The sequence below is a fragment of the Streptomyces sp. NPDC014864 genome (assembly GCF_043081525.1).
Lineage (GTDB): Bacteria > Actinomycetota > Actinomycetes > Streptomycetales > Streptomycetaceae > Streptomyces.
Map to the genome: position 1 here is coordinate 103751 of NZ_JBIBWT010000006.1, position 18390 is coordinate 122140.

At 71.2% G+C, this 18390-nt stretch carries 16 protein-coding genes and 1 pseudogene; 9 read left to right on the forward strand and 8 right to left on the reverse strand.

Annotation, left to right across the window (positions count from 1 at the left end):
* Nucleotides 1-14: 14 nt before the first annotated feature.
* Together ACF1A5_RS12905 and pepN are read right to left on the reverse strand one after the other, a co-directional pair.
* On the reverse strand, nucleotides 15-1076 hold the full coding sequence (locus tag ACF1A5_RS12905; RefSeq protein ID WP_392192883.1) for a hypothetical protein: 1062 nt from the start codon (nucleotides 1074-1076) through the stop codon (nucleotides 15-17).
* 167 nt (nucleotides 1077-1243) lie between these two features.
* Nucleotides 1244-3844 (reverse strand): aminopeptidase N, encoded by a 2601-nt coding sequence (gene pepN, locus ACF1A5_RS12910; protein ID WP_392192884.1) that lies wholly within the window; start codon nucleotides 3842-3844, stop codon nucleotides 1244-1246.
* Between the two features lie 173 nt (nucleotides 3845-4017).
* Between pepN and ACF1A5_RS12915 the strand changes: the two genes are divergently transcribed.
* Entirely contained in the window at nucleotides 4018-4680 is a 663-nt protein-coding gene (locus tag ACF1A5_RS12915; RefSeq protein WP_392192885.1) for a DsbA family protein, read from the forward strand.
* 3 nt (nucleotides 4681-4683) lie between these two features.
* Here ACF1A5_RS12915 and ACF1A5_RS12920 read toward each other — a convergent pair whose 3' ends face one another.
* Together ACF1A5_RS12920 and ACF1A5_RS12925 are read right to left on the reverse strand one after the other, a co-directional pair.
* Entirely contained in the window at nucleotides 4684-4908 is a 225-nt protein-coding gene (locus tag ACF1A5_RS12920) for a hypothetical protein (protein WP_392192886.1), read from the reverse strand.
* An 86-nt stretch (nucleotides 4909-4994) separates the two neighbouring features.
* Nucleotides 4995-6377, reverse strand: a complete 1383-nt coding sequence (locus ACF1A5_RS12925) for an amino acid permease (protein ID WP_392192887.1) — start codon at nucleotides 6375-6377, stop codon at nucleotides 4995-4997.
* 437 nt (nucleotides 6378-6814) lie between these two features.
* Between ACF1A5_RS12925 and ACF1A5_RS12930 the strand changes: the two genes are divergently transcribed.
* The gene (locus ACF1A5_RS12930; protein WP_392192888.1) at nucleotides 6815-7396 is read left to right on the forward strand and encodes a biotin transporter BioY; all 582 of its coding nucleotides are present in this window, start codon (nucleotides 6815-6817) and stop codon (nucleotides 7394-7396) included.
* Nucleotides 7397-7549: 153 nt separating this feature from the next.
* Here the strand turns inward: ACF1A5_RS12930 and ACF1A5_RS12935 are convergent, their stop codons facing one another.
* Nucleotides 7550-8275 (reverse strand): hypothetical protein, encoded by a 726-nt coding sequence (locus ACF1A5_RS12935; RefSeq protein ID WP_392192889.1) that lies wholly within the window; start codon nucleotides 8273-8275, stop codon nucleotides 7550-7552.
* 160 nt (nucleotides 8276-8435) lie between these two features.
* On the opposite strand from ACF1A5_RS12935, the gene ACF1A5_RS12940 reads away from it, so the two are divergent.
* Complete coding sequence (locus tag ACF1A5_RS12940; protein ID WP_392192890.1) at nucleotides 8436-10019, forward strand: serine/threonine-protein kinase; 1584 nt, start codon at nucleotides 8436-8438, stop codon at nucleotides 10017-10019.
* Between the two features lie 85 nt (nucleotides 10020-10104).
* Here ACF1A5_RS12940 and ACF1A5_RS12945 read toward each other — a convergent pair whose 3' ends face one another.
* Nucleotides 10105-11583 (reverse strand): amino acid permease, encoded by a 1479-nt coding sequence (locus tag ACF1A5_RS12945; protein ID WP_392192891.1) that lies wholly within the window; start codon nucleotides 11581-11583, stop codon nucleotides 10105-10107.
* A 218-nt stretch (nucleotides 11584-11801) separates the two neighbouring features.
* Between ACF1A5_RS12945 and ACF1A5_RS12950 the strand changes: the two genes are divergently transcribed.
* From ACF1A5_RS12950 to ACF1A5_RS12965, 4 genes and pseudogenes are all read left to right on the forward strand, one after another.
* Nucleotides 11802-12287 carry a ribose-5-phosphate isomerase gene (locus ACF1A5_RS12950; RefSeq protein ID WP_392192892.1) on the forward strand — a complete coding sequence of 162 codons (486 nt, stop codon included), beginning with the start codon at nucleotides 11802-11804 and terminating at the stop codon, nucleotides 12285-12287.
* 90 nt (nucleotides 12288-12377) lie between these two features.
* Entirely contained in the window at nucleotides 12378-13199 is an 822-nt protein-coding gene (locus tag ACF1A5_RS12955; RefSeq protein ID WP_392192893.1) for an Fpg/Nei family DNA glycosylase, read from the forward strand.
* A 189-nt stretch (nucleotides 13200-13388) separates the two neighbouring features.
* Complete coding sequence (locus ACF1A5_RS12960; protein ID WP_392192894.1) at nucleotides 13389-14570, forward strand: PP2C family protein-serine/threonine phosphatase; 1182 nt, start codon at nucleotides 13389-13391, stop codon at nucleotides 14568-14570.
* A 29-nt stretch (nucleotides 14571-14599) separates the two neighbouring features.
* Nucleotides 14600-15052: pseudogene (locus ACF1A5_RS12965) on the forward strand (HD domain-containing protein); the annotation flags it as partial.
* A 103-nt stretch (nucleotides 15053-15155) separates the two neighbouring features.
* Here ACF1A5_RS12965 and ACF1A5_RS12970 read toward each other — a convergent pair.
* Nucleotides 15156-16259, reverse strand: a complete 1104-nt coding sequence (locus ACF1A5_RS12970; protein WP_392192895.1) for an acyltransferase family protein — start codon at nucleotides 16257-16259, stop codon at nucleotides 15156-15158.
* A 563-nt stretch (nucleotides 16260-16822) separates the two neighbouring features.
* Here ACF1A5_RS12970 and ACF1A5_RS12975 point away from each other — a divergent pair.
* Nucleotides 16823-17017, forward strand: a complete 195-nt coding sequence (locus ACF1A5_RS12975; RefSeq protein WP_392192896.1) for a hypothetical protein — start codon at nucleotides 16823-16825, stop codon at nucleotides 17015-17017.
* 46 nt (nucleotides 17018-17063) lie between these two features.
* Here the strand turns inward: ACF1A5_RS12975 and ACF1A5_RS12980 are convergent, their stop codons facing one another.
* On the reverse strand, nucleotides 17064-17285 hold the full coding sequence (locus ACF1A5_RS12980; RefSeq protein WP_392192897.1) for a hypothetical protein: 222 nt from the start codon (nucleotides 17283-17285) through the stop codon (nucleotides 17064-17066).
* Between the two features lie 706 nt (nucleotides 17286-17991).
* Between ACF1A5_RS12980 and ACF1A5_RS12985 the strand changes: the two genes are divergently transcribed.
* Complete coding sequence (locus ACF1A5_RS12985; RefSeq protein WP_392192898.1) at nucleotides 17992-18165, forward strand: hypothetical protein; 174 nt, start codon at nucleotides 17992-17994, stop codon at nucleotides 18163-18165.
* Nucleotides 18166-18390: the final 225 nt, after the last annotated feature.

Sequence of the window (18390 nt, forward strand, 5' to 3'; positions counted from 1 at the left end):
GATCCGGCCGCTCCCTACCGGGGCAGCACCACCACGTACGCGGCGGGGTCCCGGTCGGCCGCCGCCATCAGCGCCGTACGGACCACCGTCGCCTGCTGGTCCATCGTGTCGCGCAGCCTGCGCGGGGTGATGTGCACGACCGTGATGCCGAGACGCTCCAGATGCTCCCGCTTGCGGGTGTACTCCGACCCCTCGGGCTCGTCCTCCGGCCGGTCGTCCGGGCGGGGCGCGCGGGTGTCCAGCTCCACGGCGACCGCCCGCTCGGGCCAGTACGCGTCCACGCCGCCCAGGTGGGGGCCGCCCGGCAGCCGCAGGTCCACGTTCCACACCGGCTCCGGCAGGCCGTACTCCCGCACCATGCGGTACAGGCGGGTCTCCGCGAGCGCCCGCCCCTCGGCCAGCAGCGAGTTCACCGCGTCCACCACGTGCGCCCGGCTCAGCAGCCGCGCCTCGGTCAACTCCCGTACCACCGCTGCGGGTTCGCAGTGCCCGCCGCGCACCGCCTCGGTCAGCAGCCGCCGTACGGCCTCCCCGTCGGTCAGTTCGGCCACCGCATCCGCGAGGGCGCGCGGCACCGGGGCCACCGGCAGGCCAGTGACGGTCTCGGGCGCGGGCAGGGCGCCGGTGCGGACGATCCGCGCCGGGCCGGCCGAGCGCACCCGACGCAGCCGGGGCACCAGCACGTCGATCCGCTCCAGCGACGGCAGCGGTGGCGCGGCGCGGAAACCGTGCAGGGTCAGCGCCGCCAGGCCCGTGATCAGCGCCTCCGCGTACACCGGGCGGGGCGGCTCGCCCGCGGTCGGCTGGACCGGCACCCCGGGGGCGATGTGCGGGGCGGACTCGCGCGCCGCGTACATGAGTACCGCGTGCAGGCGCTCCTCGCTCGTCGGCGGCCCCGGGTGGAGCAGGTAGACGCCGGGGAGGAACTGCTGCCAGCTGCCGCCCGGGCGGCACCGCTCGGCGGCCTCGGCCGCCGAGACGCCGTGAGCGCGGAGCTGAGCGGCCGTCAGAACCCGACGTGGGCCGTCGGCGAGGTGGCGGAGCGGACGGGAGGAGAGGGGGGTGTTGTGGTTCATGTCCCGGGAATTCCCGCGTCCCGTCTCCCCCTTAACCCCTGTTACACGCCCGTCGGCAAACCCGGACAGGCCCGTCCTCAAGGACGGGTGTTCGGATGCCGAAAACCCCTGGTCCGCTCGGGGGCGGGCCAGGGGTTACGGCATGTCCTGCCTGAACTTCGTAACGGTTACCGAGGACTGAATCCTTGGCCAGAGGCGGCGGCCTCGTCACACGCCTGTCCGCGCAGCGCCCGCGCCAGGTCGTCCCGCGCCTCCAGTACCAGGCGGCGCAGGGCGGGGGCGGCCTGCTCGTGCGCGGCGAGCCAGGCGTCCGTCGCCTCCAGCGTCTCCCGGGAGTCCCGCAACGACGGGTACAGGCCGCCCACCACGTCCATCGCGATCTGGATCGACCGCTCGGCCCACACCCGCTCGATCGCCGCGAAGTACTTCGGCGCGTACGGCGCGAGCAGCTCGCGCTGCGAGGGCCGCGCGAAGCCCGCGATGGTCGCCTCGGTGAGCGCGTTCGACAGTGCGTCCGACTCCACCACCTGCGCCCACGCCTGCGCCTTGACGGCGGCCGAGGGGCGCGCGGCCAGGCAGCGCACCTGGTGGCGCTTGCCGGAGGCGGTGTCGTCCCGGGCCAGCTCCTCGGCGAGCGTCTTCTCGTCCGCGACCCCGTGCACCGCCAGCGGCTCCAGGAACGCCCAGCGCAGCTCCTGGTCGACGTCGAGACCGTCGATGCCGGCCGTGCCGGACAGCAGGTCCGACAGCAGGTCCAGGTCCTGCGGGGCGTGGGCCACCTTCGCGAAGAAACGGGCCCAGGCGAGCTGGTGCTCGCTGCCCGGCTCGGCCTGCCTCAGCTCGCGCAGCGCGCCCTCGGCCACGAGCGCCCCGCCCGTCTCCCGCCAGGCGGGCGCCGCGTAGTGGACGAGCGCGGAGTCCGTCCACGCGTGCAGCATCTGCAGCACGCCGATGTCGGACTCGCGCCCCGCGAACCGCAGCACCAGGCCGACGAAGTCCCGCGCCGGCAGCAGCGCGTCCCGGGTCAGGTTCCACAGCGCCGACCAGCACAGCGCGCGGGCCAGGGGGTCGGTCAGCTCGCCGAGGTGCTCGCGCAACGTGGCCAGCGAGGTGTCGTCGAAGCGGATCTTGCAGTACGTCAGGTCGTCGTCGTTGACCAGGACCAGCTCGGGCGCGTCCGCGCCGGCCAGCTCCGCCACGACCGTGCGCGGACCCTCGACGTCCACCTCGGCGCGCGCGTACCGCTCGAGGGCGCCGCCGTCGCCGCGCCGGTACAGGCCCACCGCCACCCGGTGCGGGCGCAGCTCCGGGTGCGCCTCGGCGGCCTCCTGGAGCACCGCCAGCTCCTGGATCCGGCCGTCCGGGCCGAGCAGCACCTGCGGCGTCAGCGAGTTGACCCCGGCCGTCTGCAGCCACGCCCGCGCCCACGCGCCCATGTCGCGGCCGCTGGTCTCCTCCAGCACCTCGAGCAGGTCGCCCAGCCGGGTGTTCCCGTACGCGTGCCGCTTGAAGTAGCGCCGCGCGCCCTCCAGGAAAGCGTCCTGGCCGGCGTACGCCACGAGCTGCTTCAGCACCGAGGCGCCCTTGGCGTAGGTGATGCCGTCGAAGTTGAGCTTGGCGTCCTGCAGGTCGCGGATGTCAGCCGTGATCGGGTGCGTGGAGGGGAGCTGGTCGGCCCGGTACGCCCACGCCTTGCGGCGGTTGGCGAAGGTGACCCAGCCGTCCGTGAAGCGGGTCGCGCCGACCAGCGAGAACGCGCCCATGAAGTCCGCGAAGGACTCCTTCAGCCACAGGTCGTCCCACCACTCCATGGTGACCAGGTCGCCGAACCACATGTGCGCCATCTCGTGCAGGACGACGTTCGCCCGGCCCTCGTAGGACGCCCGCGTCACCTTGCCGCGGAAGATGAACTCCTCCCGGAAGGTCACCAGGCCCGGGTTCTCCATGGCGCCGAGGTTGTACTCGGGCACGAAGGCCTGGTCGTACTTCCCGAAGGGGTACGGGTAGTCGAAGTGGTCGTGGAAGAAGTCCAGGCCCTGCTTGGTGACCAGGAAGACGTCGTCGGCGTCGAAGTGCTTGGCCAGGCCCTTGCGGCAGAGCGCGCCGAGCGGGATCTCCAGCCGGGTGCCGTCCTCGAGGACCCGCTCGTAGGAGTCGGTCACATGGTGGTACGGGCCCGCCACGACACAGGTGATGTACGTGGAGATCGGCTTGGTCTCCGCGAACCGCCAGACCCCGTCGTGCAGTTCCCCCGCTCCGTTGCTCCACACCGTCCAGTCCTCCGGCGCGCGCACCTGGAAGCGGAACGGTGCCTTGAGGTCGGGCTGCTCGAAGTTGGCGAAGACCCGGCGGGAGTCGGCCGGCTCGTACTGGGTGTAGAGGTACACCTCGCCGTCTTCGGGGTCGACGAAGCGGTGCAGGCCCTCGCCGGTGCGCGAGTAGGCGCACTGGGCGTCGACGACCAGCTCGTTCTCGGCGGCGAGGTCCTCCAGCCGGATGCGGCAGCCGTCGAAGACCTCGCCCGGGTCGAGGTCCTTGCCGTTGAGCGAGACGGCGGTGACGCTCGGTGCGAGAAGGTCCGCGAAGCTCGTGGCGCCGGGCTCGGCGCAGCGGAAGCGGACGGTGGTCACGGAGCGGAAGGTCCGCGCCCCGTCCCCGGCCTCCCCGCCCACCGCGGAGCGCACGTCGAGGGACACCTCGTAGCCGTCGACCGAGAGCAGGGCGGCCCGCTCCCGGGCCTCGTCGCGGGACAGGTTCTCACCGGGCACGGGCGGTACTCCCTCAGCTGGGTCTCGGATGTCGGACACGACGGAACAGGACCGATCCTGCCATGTGCTCCTGTCGCCGGACAGCAGGGAATGGGACGCGCGAGGGCGATGTTGCCTGTTGAAGTACGTGTACGGTCCGCAGCCCGGTCACCGGGCTCCGTCCGAGGAGAAGCATGTCCGAGACCGCGACCCCGTCCGGCAAGACCCCCGTCGACTTCTGGTTCGACCCGCTGTGCCCGTGGGCCTGGATGACGTCCCGGTGGGTGCTGGAAGTGGAGAAGGTGCGGGACATCGAGGTCCGCTGGCACGTCATGAGCCTCGCGGTGCTCAACGAGCCCAGGCTGGACGAACTTCCCGAGAAGTACCGGGAGATGCTGACCACCAAGGCGTGGGCGCCGGTACGGGTGGTGACCGCGGCCTGGCAGAAGCACGGCGCGGACGTCCTCGGCCCGCTCTACACCGCGCTCGGCACCCGCTTCCACAACCGCGGCGAGGGCCCGACCGTCGAGGCGATCGCGGGCGCGCTCCAGGACGCGGGCCTGCCCGCCGACCTCATCGAGTACGCGGACCAGGAGGACTTCGAGTACGACGCCGAGCTGCGCGCCTCCCACAAGGAGGGCATCGACAAGGTGGGCCAGGAGGTCGGCACCCCGGTCATCGCCCTGCCCGGCGCCGACGGCGAGCAGATCGCGTTCTTCGGCCCGGTCGTCACCCCGGCCCCCAAGGGCGAGGAGGCCGCCCGCCTGTGGGACGGCACCGTCGCGGTCGCCTCGATCCCCGGCTTCTACGAGATCAAGCGAACCCGCACGGCGGAGCCGGACTTCAGCAACCTGTGAGCCTCACTCCGGTTCGGGCATCTTGACCGGCGGGTCGAAGGGCTTGTCGTCCCAGGCGTACCGGATGTTGCGGCAGTCCCCGCCGGGAGTGACGCAGATCCAGTAGTCCTCGACGTACGTCTTCTTCACCAGCGCGCGGATGAACGCGCGCTCCCGGTCGTCCCGCGGCTGCCGGTGCGGCTCAGAGGCGCCGCAGGTGTAGCAGTGGTAGGTCATCTCCCTCGGCATACCCCCACGATGACCCGGAATCCGGCATACCGGAACAGGAAGGCCCCCACGTGTCCGCGTGGGGGCCTTCCGGGTGGCGGCGGGGGTCAGTTCCGGGCGCGGGCACGCTGCCAGGCGTACCCGATCGCGGCCAGGACCAGGGTCATGACGCCCGTCGAGTAGAGCTGCACCCGCGTGTCGGGCTGCCGGGCCATCAGGACGAAGATCGCCGCCATGCCGGCCAGGGCGACCCACGTCAGCCACGGGAAGCCCCACATCCGCACGACCAGCTTCTGCGGCGACTCCCGCTCCAGCCGGCGCCGCAGACGCAGCTGCGAGACGGCGATGAAGATCCACACCACCAGGATCACCGCGCCGATCATGTTCAGCAGCCAGGGGAAGACGTCGTCCGGCCGCCAGTAGCTGAGCAGCACGCACGCGAAGCCGAAGACGCAGGACACCAGGACGGCGATCCGCGGGGCGCCGCCGGAGACCCGGGCCAGCGCGCGGGGCCCCTGACCGCGCCGCACCAGGGAGTACGCGATGCGGGAGGAGCCGTAGACGTTGGCGTTCATCGCACTCAGCAGCGCGACCAGCACCACCACGTTCATCAGCTGGCCGGCACCCGGGATGCCCAGGTGGTCGAGCGCGGCGACGTACGGGCCCTTGGCCACGACCTCCTTGGAGTCCCAGGGGACCAGGGTGACGATGACCGCCATGGAGCCGATGTAGAACACCGCGATCCGCCACATCGCGGTGCGCACGGCGCTCGCGACGCCCTTGACCGGGTTCTCCGACTCGGCGGCGGCGATGGTGACCGTCTCCAGACCGCCGTAGGCGAACACCGAGGCGAGCAGCCCGACGACCAGGCCCTCGCCGCCGTGCGGGAGGAAGTCGGTGAGGTTCGAGGCACCCGGGGAGGAGGTGCCGGGCAGGACACCGGCGACGGCCAGCACACCGAGCACCAGGAACAGCGTGATCGCGCCGACCTTCAGCGCGGCGAACCAGAACTCGAACTCGCCGAAGTTCTTCACCGCGGCCAGGTTCGTGGCGCAGAAGACCACCATGAACAGCGCCACCCACGCCCACTCGGGCGTGCCCGGCAGCCAGCCGGTGACGATCTTCGCCGCGCCGATCCCCTCCAGCCCGACGGCCGTGCAGAGCAGGACCCAGAAGGACCAGCCCGCGGTGAAGCCCGCCCAGGGACCGAGCGCCCGCTCGGCGTGCGCGGAGAAGGACCCCGACGAGGGGTAGGCGGCCGACATCTCGCCGAGCATCCGCATCACCAGCATCACGAGGATCCCGGAGAGGGCGTAGGCGACGACGATCGAGGGGCCGGCGGCGGCGATTCCCGCGCCGGAGCCGACGAACAGGCCGGCGCCGATGACGCCGCCGAGGGCGATCATCGACAGATGGCGCTGCTTCAGGCCGTGGGACAGGGTGGCGTCGTCCGCCTCGCGTGGCGTCTCGACGGTGGTGCTGCTGGGCATGGGCGCGACTCGTCCAGTACGGGTGTGGGGGGCGAAAACGGTCCACAGTCTGGGCAACCTCTCCGCCCGGACGAAGCGGCCGCCCACCATCCGGACACGCGACGTACGAAGGGTGAGCGGGCGGCTACGCGGCGGGCCGGTACGGCGACCGGAACCCGGGCGGGGCGGCGGGGAGCGTCCGACGGGCGGCACCGCGCCACGACCGGGCCCGCGGGAGGTTTGGCGGAACCCTACAGTCGCCTCAGCGGCCCCCGATGTGAGGTGGGCGCCTCTGCCTCCGTGACCGGCATCACGCCATCTCGCGTGTAGGGCGCACCGTTTGTGCGGAGCCCACCAAACCGTGGTTCCCGCCTTTGTCGATCGCTGACGGTGATCGGCTCGACCGCCCTGGGATAGCGTCACCGTGTCCCACCCTGTCCCTCACCCGCGGAGTCCCCATGAGCACCGCCACCGCCACCGCTCGCCCCGGCGAAGTCCTCGCCGACCTCCTGCCCGCGTCGCGCGTGCGCGATGTCGCGCTCGTGCTCGGCGGTGCCGCGCTCACCGGCCTCGCCGCCCAGATCTCCGTGCCCGTGCCGGGCTCCCCGGTGCCGGTGACCGGTCAGACCTTCGCAGCCCTGCTCGTCGGCACGACACTCGGTGCCGGCCGCGGCTTCCTCTCCCTGGCCCTGTACGCGCTCGCGGGCGTCGTCGGCGTGCCGTGGTTCGCGGAAGGCGCCTCGGGAGCGGGGGCGGTCTCCTTCGGCTACGTCCTCGGCATGATCCTCGCCTCCACCGTCGTCGGGGCCCTGGCCCGCCGCGGAGCCGACCGCGGCGTGCTGCGCATGGCGGGCACGATGATCCTCGGCGAGGCGGTCATCTACGCCGTCGGCGTCCCCTACCTGGCCGCCGCCACCGGCATGTCCGCCTCCGCCGCCGTCGCGGCCGGCCTCACCCCGTTCCTGATCGGCGACGCCCTCAAGGCCGCCCTGGCGATGGGCGCGCTGCCCACCGCCTGGAAGTTCGCCGGCAGGCGCTGACGCGGCGACGCCCCTGGAGAAGGCTCGCCGGGCCGAAGTCCTACCGCGACTTCGGCCCGGCGAGCCTTTTTCATGTCCGGGAGTCGAGGAGCCGGCCGGGACCTGGTCCCTCCTTTCGGCCTCGGCGCCGGCCACGCTCTCGCCGAGGCCCGATCAGCCCTGCCGTCGGTCCCGCGGCCGTCCCCGCGACCACCACAGCCCGGCCGCGCCCGCCGCGACCAGCGCCGCGGCCGCCGCGCCCAGCGGCAGCACGTCCCGCCCGGCCCCCGTCCGGGCCAGCTGGTCGCCCCCCGGGGCGACCGGCTCGTTGTCGGTGCCGAGCAGCAGCGGGGTGGCCGGGGCGTTCGGCGACGGGTTCGCCGCACCGAAGGGCACCGGGCCCTGCTGCCAGTAGGTCTTCTTTCCGTCCGCGGTCTGCACGGGCAGGCAGATCTTGCCCTCCTTGGTCAGGTCGTACGTCGCGGCGACGGCGTACGACGTGGTCCTTCCGGGCGCCAGACGGCCGACGGTGCAGCTGAAACCACTGTTCGAGCCGGCCGGGAGGTCCTTTTCGGCGATCGCCTGGCAACCCGGCACACCGGTGACCCGGAGGCCGCCGAAACCGACGACCAAAAGCCTGATGTCCCCGCTGTCCTTGGTTCCTCCGTTCTTCACCGTGGCGGTGATCGCCGTCTTTTTCGAATGATTGTCGACCGAGATCTTCCTGGGCAGTGCGGTGGTCACCCGCACTCCCGCCGGTGCCTTGTCGACGACTTTTCCGCCCTGACCGCCGCCCGTCCCCGGGGCATCCGCCCCGGCCGGTGCGGAAAGGATCACCACCGCCGAGAAAGATGCCACGACCAGCGATGTCGCGATGGCACTCAGATGACGAGAACTCATGTTCGTCCCCCTTGGCTGCGCCTGAATTCGCAGTACTTGAAGAGGTACCACAAGATTTCTCCGCACTATGCTGGTACGGCCCCAAGTGTGACCATCGTGTTCCCGCAGGGGCTGTTCGGTGCGTTGTCGAGGGGGGTGCAGCGAATTGCCGGGGAATTCGATGAACGGCGGTGTTCCAGGGCTATTGGTGACGGGGCGTTATCGGCTGGTCGAAAGTATCGGTCAGGGGGGAATGGGGCGTGTGTGGCGGGCCGCCGACGACATGCTCGACCGGCAGGTCGCGGTCAAGGAAATGCGGATAGACGGCCGGGACCCGGAGGACACCCGCACCCGCCGGGAACGCGTCCTGCGCGAGGCCAGGGCCACGGCCCGTATCGACCACCCCAACGTGGTGCGCGTCTACGACGTGGTGGACGAGGGCGAACGGCTGTGGATCGTCATGGAGCTCGTGGCGGGCCGCTCGCTGGAGCAGATCATGGTCGCGGAGGGGCCCCTCGGCCCGCGCGAGGCGGCACGCATCGGCCTCGGGCTGGTGGCCGCGCTGCGCCAGGTGCACGCGCGCGGGGTGCTGCACCGCGACATCAAGCCGGGCAACGTCCTGGTGGGGAACGGCGGGCGGCGGATCGTCCTCACCGACTTCGGGATCGCCGCGATCCAGGACACCGAGGCGCTCACCATGGTGGGCATGTTGGTCGGCTCGCCCGACTACATGGCACCCGAGCGCGTCTCCGGCCGCCCGCAGGGGCCGCCGTCCGACCTGTGGTCCCTGGGCGCGACGCTGTGCGCGGCCCTCGGCGACCGCTCCCCGTTCTCCCGCGGCACCACGCTCGCGACCCTGCACGCGGTCCTGTACGAGGCACCGCGACTCCCGCCCGGGGCGGGCCCGTTGCGGCCGGTCCTGACCGCCCTGCTCAGCAAGGACCCGGCCCTGCGGCCGACCCTGACCGACCTGGAGACGGCACTGGAAGCGGTGGCCTCCACCACCGTCGCACCCGGACCGGCACCCGCACCCCCGCCGGCACCCTCACCCCCACTGGTACCCCCACCGGCACCCGCCCCGGCACCCCCACCCGCGCCCCCGGCGCCGACCGCCGGGACGTCCCTCGACCCGGCGGCCCCCTCACGCGGCGGGCGCCGTACCACCGTCGTCGCCGCCGCGGGCGTGGCGGTCGCCGGCACGGTCCTCGGGGTGGTCCTCGCCACGACGGACGGCGGAGCGCGCCACGACACCCCGGGCGGCGCCCCTCCCTCGCCGCCGTCGTCGCCCGCCGCCGTGACCACCCCGCCCCCCACCGTCGAGGGGACGTCCCGGCCGCGGAGCCTGCCCCCGGGTGCGCACCGGGAGGCGGGCGGGTTCGCGTGGGCACCGCCGCAGGGGTGGCGTCGGGACGTGAAGACGGGCGCCGAGGTGCACTACACCGCTCCCGACGGCACCCAGGAGCTCGTGGGGAAGTCCTCCCTGGCCCGTGGCGACCTGATGGAGACCTGGCGCGCCTACGAGCGGGACGCCCGTCGGGGGCGGGACTACCGCAAGATCCGTCTGGAGCGGACGGCCTTCAGGGGCCACCCGGCGGTCCTCTGGGAGTACACCTTCACGCTCAAGGGCACCCCGTGGCACGCCCGGCTGCTCGGCTTCGACGCGAACGGCACGTCGTACCAGGTCAGCACCTGGTACCAGCCGGGGGTGGCGCCCCAGGCACTGACCACGTACGACCGGGTCAGGGAGAGCTTCACGGTGCTGTAGAAGACAGAAGACGGTGCTCCAGGAAGAAGAAGGAGAGGGAGTCCCGGGGCGGGACTCCCTCTCCTGTGGTCTGCGCGAGGCCAGGTCAGCCGGCCGAGACCTTCTCCGACTCGGCGGCGGGTGCCGCGACCGCCGCCCGGTCGCCGGTCATCTTCTGCTTGACGACGGCGATCACGATCACGACCGCGGCGACCAGCAGTGACAGCAGCACCGTCGTCCGCCCGCTGCTCTCGCCCTCGGTGTCGGTCAGCATGTAGCCGAGGACGAAGACGATGAGCGCGGCCGTGGCCCAGGTCAGGTACGGGTACAGCCACATCTTCACGACGAGCTTCTCCGGCGCCTCGCGCTGGATGATCCTGCGCATGCGCAGCTGCGAGAAGCAGATCACCAGCCACACGAACAGGGCGACCGCACCGGAGGAGTTGACGAGGAAGAGGAAGACGGAGTCCGGGAACTTGTAGTTGAAGAACACCGCGACGAAGCCGAAGACGACCGACACCACGATCGCGGCCATCGGCACACCGCGGCTGTTGGTCCGCGCGAACGCCTTCGGGGCGTCACCGCGCTCGCCGAGCGAGAACGCCATGCGGGAGGCGGTGTAGAGGCCGGAGTTCAGGCAGGACAGCACCGAGGTCAGCACGATGAAGTTCATGATCTGACCGGCGTGCGCGATGCCGAGGGAGTCCAGGGCGGCGACGTAGGAGCCCTTGTCGGTGATCGCCTTGGAGTCCCAGGGGAGCAGGGAGACCACGACGAGGATCGAGCCGAGGTAGAAGACGCCGATACGCCAGATGATGCTGTTGGTCGACTTGGTGACCGCGCGCTGCGGGTCCTCGGACTCGCCGGCGGCCAGGGTCGCGATCTCGCTGCCCATGAAGGAGAAGACGACGAGCAGCACGCCGGTGAGGATGGCGCCGGGGCCGTGCGGCAGGAAGCCGCCGTGGCCGGTCAGGTTGCCGAAGCTCGCCTGGTCGGCATGGACGCCGGGCAGCACGCCGAAGATGGCCAGCAGGCCGACGATGATGAACGCGCCGATCGCCACGACCTTGATGCCGGCGAACCAGAACTCGAACTCGCCGTAGGAGCCGACGGAGACGAGGTTGGTGGCGGTGAGCACCACCATCACGATCAGGGCCCATCCCCACTGGGGCACGGCGGGGATCCAGCCCTCGAGGATCTTGGCGCCGGCGGTCGCTTCCACGGCCAGCACGACGACCCAGAAGAACCAGTAGAGCCAGCCGATGGAGAAGCCGGCCCAGCGGCCGAGCGCGCGGTCGGCGTGCGCGGAGAAGGAGCCGGAGGTCGGGTTGGCTGCGGACATCTCGCCGAGCATGCGCATCACGAGGACGACGAGCGTGCCGACGAGGGCGTACGACAGGAGGATGCCGGGTCCCGCCGTGGCGATACCGGAGCTGGAACCGACGAACAGTCCCGCACCGATGACACCTCCGATGGCGATCATCGTCAGGTGTCGGTTCTTGAGTCCGGCCTGGAGCCCCGAACCTGGTTCTTCGGGGCTTCCGTGGCCGCTTCCGGCCTTCTGCAGGGTCGGCTGCGAGGTCATGGAGGGATTTCCTTTGCGCCGGGTGAGCGGTTTCCCCGTACGAGCGGAGTACGAGTCGGACCAGTGAATCCGAGGCAAAGGGATTCGTGAACCTTCGAAATGCAATCGTTACTTGAGGTTCTCTTGAGGTTTGTAATGTCGCTCACATTTTTTCGGGGGGTGTGATAACCCCGTAACCCGGGGCGTCTGCCCGGGAACCGGCGTGTCACACTCGGACCATGCGCGTGTATCTCGGCTCGGACCATGCGGGCTTCGAACTCAAGAACCACCTCGTCGAGTGGCTCAAGGCGGCGGGCCACGAGGCCGTCGACTGCGGGCCGCACATCTACGACGCCCAGGACGACTACCCGCCCTTCTGCCTGCGGGCCGCCGAGCGCACGGCCGCGGACCCCGACGCCCTCGGCATCGTGATCGGCGGCTCCGGCAACGGCGAGCAGATCGCCGCGAACAAGGTCAACGGCGTCCGGGCGGCCCTTGCCTGGAGCGAGGAGACCGCCTCGCTCGGCCGGCAGCACAACAACGCGAACGTCGTGGCGGTGGGTGCGCGCATGCACACGGTGGAGGAGGCGACGAAGTTCGTCGAGACCTTCCTCGCCACCCCCTTCTCCGGTGACGAGCGTCACATCCGCCGCATCGACATGCTCACGGCGTACGAGACCACGGGCGACCTCCCCCCGATCCCGGCCCACCACCCCCAGCAGTAACCCGCGCCCGCCGGTCCGCGGCGGCGACGGCTCCCGCACCCGGGTGTGGGGCGGGAGCCCGGGCCGGGCGCCCGAAAAGGAGACCCGCACGTGCCAGAGGGGCACACCATTCACCGGCTGGCCCAGGACTGCGCGGCCCGCTTCGCGCACGGCGCCCCGCTCACCGTCCGCAGCCCCCAGGGCAAGTTCGCCGACTCCGCCGCCCTCCTCGACGGCAGCCCCCTGCACACCGCCGAAGCCCACGGCAAGCACCTCTTCCTGGGCTTCCGCGACGGCGACTGGGTCCACGTCCACCTCGGCCTCTTCGGCAAGGTCACCTTCGGCGACGCCCCCGCGCCGCCGCCCACGGACACCGTGCGCCTGCGCCTGGCCGACGCCGTCTCCTGCCTCGACCTCCGCGGCCCCACGACCTGCGCGCTGATCACCGACGCAGAGAAGGCGGCCCTGCACGACCGTCTCGGCCCCGACCCGCTCCGCCCGGACGCCGACCCGGCCGCCGCCTACGCCCGCGTCCGCCGCAGCCGTACGACGATCGCCGCACTTCTGATGGACCAGAAGGTCATCGCCGGCGTCGGCAACGTCTACCGCGCCGAGGTCCTCTTCCGGCACGGCATCGACCCGTACCGCCAGGGCCGGGACATCACGCCCTCCGAGTGGGACGCCCTCTGGAGCGACCTGGTCGAGCTCATGCGCGAGGGCGTCCGCAACAACCGCATCGACACCGTTCGCCCCGAACACACCCCGGAGGCGATGGGCCGCCCGCCCCGCCGCGACGACCACGGCGGCGAGGTGTACGTCTACCGCCGGGCCACCCTGCCCTGCCACGTCTGCGCCACCGAGGTCCGCACCGCCGGCCTCGCCGCCCGCAACCTCTTCTGGTGCCCCACCTGCCAGACCGGCGCCGGCCGGTGACCGTCCTGCCGCGGCGCGGGTGACCGTCCTGCCCCGGCGGGCGGCGGCAAGCGCGGCGAGGTGTCAACGGCTGAGCACGGAAGCGGCTGTTGACGGCCTGGGAGGCGTCTGTGAAGTTGAGTCTCCAACGAGGGATAAGTCAGACCTCCCGTGCGAAGAGGCTGCTCGGCTGGATAGGGTCCCGAACTGATGGCAGCAGGACGAGGGCGGCGCGCGGAAGCCGAGACGTTCACGGCCCGGTTGAAGAAGCAGTGGCACCGGGCCCGCGTCGGCGTGCGCAGAGCCGCCGTCGACTACTTCCGCGGGAACGGCTCCGACTGGGTGGCGCTCGGCGGCCTGCTGCTGACCATCCCGCTGATCGCGGCCGTGACGCTCGCCAACCCCGTGTGGTTCGCGCCGGTCGCGCTGGTCCTGCCCATCGTCGCCGGAGGACTGCTGCTGCGCCCGGCCAGCCTGCTCGGCCTGTACGCGGCGGCGGCCACCGCGCTCATAGTGGAGTCCGTGCGGCTCGGCCCGTACACGGAGGGCCCCTCCCGGGTGACCCCCGGCACGGTGCTGGTGGTCGCCGCGTGCGGGTTCTTCGGGTTGCTGATCGCGCAGTTCCGCAGCCGGGTCGGCGTGCCCTGGCGGCGCGGCGGCACCATGCTGTTCGACCTGCGGGAGCGCATCCGCGTACAGAGCAAGCTGCCGAAGCTGCCCGACGGCTGGCACCGGGAGATGGCGCTGCGTCCGGCCGGCGGCCAGTCCTTCTCGGGCGACTTCGTGGTCGCGGCCCGCACCAACGGCGGCCGCACCCTGGAGGCCGTCCTCACCGACGTCTCCGGCAAGGGCATGGACGCCGGCTCCCGGGCGCTGCTGCTGTCCGGCGCGTTCGGCGGCCTGCTGGGCAGCCTGCCCCCGCACGCCTTCCTGCCGGCGGCCAACGGCTACCTGCTGCGCCAGGACTGGGAGGAGGGCTTCGCCACCTCGATCCACCTGGTGCTGGACCTCGACTCCGGCGACTACGAGCTGTACTCCGCGGGGCATCCGCCGGGCCTGCAGCTCAGCGCGGGCAGCGGCCGCTGGGAGGAGAAGACGGCCGAGGGCCCCCTCCTCGGGGTGTACGACGGTGCCCAGTTCGACCCCGTCAAGGGCTCGCTGAGACCCGGCGACGTCCTGATGCTGTTCACCGACGGCCTGGTGGAGACCTCCGACCGGGACATCGTCGAGGGCATCGACCGCCTCACCGGCGAGGCCGACCGCTATGTCGCCGGCGGCTTCCACGGCGCCGCCTGGCATCTGATCGAGGCGGTGGCGAAGGACGTCAACGACGACCGGGCGCTGCTGCTGATCTGCCGTGAGGGGCCGACGGCCCAGGCGCTGCCGCGCTGAGCGGCCACCGCGACCGGCACACTGGCGCTATGACCGACACGCGCCCCCCGCTCACTCCGGCCGAAGTCGAGGCCGTCGCCCGCGCCGCCCACGAGGGCCAGGCCGACAAGGCGGGCCGCCCCTACGCCGAGCACCTGCGGGCCGTCGCCGAGGGGGTGCGGGCCCGCGGCGGCGACCCGGACCAGATCGCTGCGGCCTGGCTGCACGACTCCGTCGAGGACGGCGCGCTCTCCGCCCGCTGGCTGCACGAGGCCGCGCTGAGCCGCCGGACGAAGGACATCGTGCTGGCCGTCACCAAGCGGGCGGGGGAGGAGCCGGAGGCGTACGCGCGGCGGATCCTCGCCACGCCCGGCGCTGCGCTGGTGAAGGAGGCCGACCTGGCGCACAACGCCGACCCCGGCCGTCTCGCGGTCCTGGACGAGAGCACCCGGAAACGACTGACCGAGAAGTACGCACGGATGCGCGCGCTTCTCGGTCTGACGGAAGAGGGGGACAAGAGGGTCAGGGGGGACGAGCTGGACGAGGCGGTCCAAGAGGGGCCGGGAGAGCCGGGGGAGAGCGGGAACCCCGGCAGCGGCGGCGGGGCTAGGCGCTGACCTTCTCCCGCTCGCGCCGTTCCGCCTTCGCGCGCTCGCGGGCCAGTGCGGCCGCGTCCTGCTTGAAGGCCCACTCCATCTTCGGCTCCATCGCGAACCGGAAGACCCGCCGCACCGGCGAGGTGCACAGCAGGGTGACGACGGCCGCGGCGAGCACGGTCACCGCGATCTCGCCGAGAGGGCGGTGCAGCGCGGGGTGGTCGAACCAGCCCCGGTAGTCGCCGGCCTTGATGAGGAAGCCGTGCAGCAGGTAGCCGTAGAGCGTGCCGGCGCCGAGCGAGGTGAACCACATGCTCCGGCGCGGCACCCAGGCGAAGAAGCAGGCGGTCAGCAGCAGCGAGCAGCCGAACATCGCGAGCACCATGATCGGGCCGGTCCACCAGGGCGCACCCAACTCCTGCGCGGAGTCACGGTGGTAGAACCACGCCGTGGTCATGTGGGGCACCGCCCACCAGCCCACGGCCAGCGCCGCGGCGAACACGGGCACCGACAGGATCCGCACCGACCGGCGGCGCACCATGTGGAAGTGCTCGGCCTTCATGCACAGTCCGAGCACGAAGTAGGGCAGGAACTGCAGGACGCGCTGGAGGTCGAGGTCGTCGCCGATGCTGGAGGCGACCGACGCCAGCATGGCGATGCCGAGGGCGATCGGCAGCGGGTGGCGCACCAGCTTCCAGATCGGGGTGGTCAGCCGCCAGATGAGCAGCGCGCACAGGAACCAGGTGAGGAACCAGGGATCGAGGAGGCTGATGTCGTGGTCGGGGGCGTGGTCGACGACGCGCTTGAACAGCGAGTAGCCGGTCTCGAAGACGACGTACGGCACGACCACGCCCGTGATCAGGCGCTTGAGCCGGTCGGGGCGCATGTCGAAGCTGCGCGAGAAGAAGCCGGAGATGATGATGAACGCCGGCATGTGGAAGCTGTACACGACCGTGTACGCGGCCTCCACGATCCGGCTGTCGCCCTTGAGCGGTTCCCAGACGTGTCCCACCGCCACCAGGACGATCGCCAGGTACTTGGCGTTGTCGAAGAACGCGTCGCGCTGTTTGCCCGGCCTGCCGCTCTGTTCGGCGGGCTTGCGCGGGCTCGGCACTCCGGGCGCCGGCGACTGTGCCGGAGGGAGCGGCGATCTGTTCTGGCCGGGGGACGAGGCAGCGTGGAACATCTGAGGCACCCTAGCGTTGTCTACGGGATTCCGTAAAACCCCCGACGTCATTCCTGGCTATCCGCTGCGGGTACCCGGGATTTGGCGAAGAAGACGTGACCGTGAGGGTGACTGCGGACACATCGCGGGTGTCGTTTGTGCACATCTCATGCACCCTCAATGTCCAGATATGTTATGACTGATGGGGTCATAGGGCCGTGTCTGCGCCAACAATTCGAATTACCTGCGCACGCGATGTGTGGACATGGAAACGACAGTGCTCCATTTCCGTCGCGGGTGTGCCCTCGAATTGCCGTGCGGCGGGGGCCTCTTGACCGCCTCCCACCGGGGGTTCCGCCCGGCCGGGGACGGTTGGTGACACGGTCGTGACCGATGTTGCGCCAGCGGCCGCATACGCGGGGCGGGTTGGTGGCACGATGGTTCTGGCGGGGGCGTGCGGGGCAGGCGTCCCCGGGCCGGGAGAGCGGAACCGACCGAGGGTGTGATCAGTTGTGGCCATTTCACTGTCTGTGGTGGTGCTGTTGGCGATCATCCTGGTGGTGTTGCTCCGGGGAGGATCGATCAAGGCCGGTCCGGCCATCGTCGCCATGCTCTTCGGCTTCTTCCTCGCCTCCACCGGCATGGCCCCGTCGATCAACCGCTTCCTCAACTCGATAGCGGAGACGATCAACTCGATCAGCTTCTGACCGCCGCGTTCGCGCCCCCGATGCCGGGGTCGGTGTTTCACGGTCGTCAGGGTGTAGGTGCATCCCGGCTTGAGCTCGACGGTGCCCCCGTGGGGTTCACCTCGTTGATCGCCGTCACCAGTTCGCCGGCGCTGCAGGTGGTGAGGGTGACCGTCGTCGCGGCCGCCGCGGTGGCGGGGGCGACGCCCAGCGCGGTGAGGGCCGCCGCGGCGGCCGCGGCGGCCGGGACCGCGCGTCGGCGGCCTCCGTCCTGGTGGGAGTGACGCATGCTCTGCCCTTCCTTCGCGACATGGGCGCGTGGATGCGGGAAAGGGGAAAGGCGGACCGTAGTGACATGTCCCGCGAAACGCCCCGCTCCGGACCGGCGGCGGCGTGTTCCGCTCGATCGATCGAGTCATTGAATGCGAGCGGAGCTGTCGAGTTGCCGAATGCGCGGAGGGCAGGTCGGCCGGCGAGGGCCCGCACGCGGACCCGGAAAGCACTCGGGCCGGGTCGGAGGGGAGAACCTCCGACCCGGCCCGGGCCGTACAGAGCGGGCGACGGGAATCGAACCCGCGTAGCCAGTTTGGAAGATCGCGTATGCGGGTGGGTGCTGACCAGGCGAGACGCTGACCTGGGCGTTTCCGGTGCGTTGGCCGCGACTCCCCGCTGTTCCCCGTCCGGCCCCCTGCGGCGGGCACGCGGAGGGCACGGTGCTTCGCTGTCAGACGCCGTCTCTATGAGCCGTCCCCGGTCGGGCGTGGTGCCCGAGTGCTGGAAGTCTTCACGCCCCCTCGATCGTCGGCCGACCACCCCGCCTCGGCAGCACTTCAGGGATCGGTTCCCCGGCCGCGGGCGAGTCCGGCTGCCACTACAGGTAAAACGGTCATAAAATCTGCATTAACGGGCACAAACGGACATTAAACGGAATAGAGTGGGCACTGTGCAGCCAAGGGGTGCATCACCGGGATAGTCCCGACGCCAGGAGAATCTCAATGACCTACGGAACGATGGCCGCTCCCGAGTCCAACCCCCGCGCCAACGCCGCTTTGGCTGCCGACTGCGAGGTGTGCAACGGCTGGGGAACCGTGATCACTTCCCAGGGGCGGCACGAACTGTGCCAGGCCTGCCAGTCCCCCGCCGAACGCGAGTGCCACGACAGCAGCTGATTGCACGGGGTGCTAGGTCCATGCATGCACTCTGGATCAACAACCTCTTGTCCATGTGCGGGTCGCACCAGACAGAGCGGTCGGTGTAGCGACTTTGGCCGGGAGCTGCTTTGGCGCGAGTGATCATGGCCCCGTAAGCTTCCGGCGCGTCGGGCAGTCTGTGGACCTGCCCGGTAAAGCACGACGTTGGGGCCATGATCTTCGAGGCTCGCGCCAAAGTGGCTG

Bases quoted from the DNA above. Each gene is read 5' to 3' on its own strand.
- ACF1A5_RS12905 (WP_392192883.1), bottom strand. From the start codon at position 1,076: ATGAACCACAACACCCCCCTCTCCTCCCGTCCGCTCCGCCACCTCGCC.
- ACF1A5_RS12915 (WP_392192885.1), top strand. From the start codon at position 4,018: ATGTCCGAGACCGCGACCCCGTCCGGCAAGACCCCCGTCGACTTCTGG.
- ACF1A5_RS12920 (WP_392192886.1), bottom strand. From the start codon at position 4,908: ATGCCGAGGGAGATGACCTACCACTGCTACACCTGCGGCGCCTCTGAG.
- ACF1A5_RS12925 (WP_392192887.1), bottom strand. From the start codon at position 6,377: ATGCCCAGCAGCACCACCGTCGAGACGCCACGCGAGGCGGACGACGCC.
- ACF1A5_RS12930 (WP_392192888.1), top strand. From the start codon at position 6,815: ATGAGCACCGCCACCGCCACCGCTCGCCCCGGCGAAGTCCTCGCCGAC.
- ACF1A5_RS12935 (WP_392192889.1), bottom strand. From the start codon at position 8,275: ATGAGTTCTCGTCATCTGAGTGCCATCGCGACATCGCTGGTCGTGGCA.
- ACF1A5_RS12940 (WP_392192890.1), top strand. From the start codon at position 8,436: ATGAACGGCGGTGTTCCAGGGCTATTGGTGACGGGGCGTTATCGGCTG.
- ACF1A5_RS12945 (WP_392192891.1), bottom strand. From the start codon at position 11,583: ATGACCTCGCAGCCGACCCTGCAGAAGGCCGGAAGCGGCCACGGAAGC.
- ACF1A5_RS12950 (WP_392192892.1), top strand. From the start codon at position 11,802: ATGCGCGTGTATCTCGGCTCGGACCATGCGGGCTTCGAACTCAAGAAC.
- ACF1A5_RS12960 (WP_392192894.1), top strand. From the start codon at position 13,389: ATGGCAGCAGGACGAGGGCGGCGCGCGGAAGCCGAGACGTTCACGGCC.
- ACF1A5_RS12980 (WP_392192897.1), bottom strand. From the start codon at position 17,285: ATGCGTCACTCCCACCAGGACGGAGGCCGCCGACGCGCGGTCCCGGCC.
- ACF1A5_RS12985 (WP_392192898.1), top strand. From the start codon at position 17,992: ATGACCTACGGAACGATGGCCGCTCCCGAGTCCAACCCCCGCGCCAAC.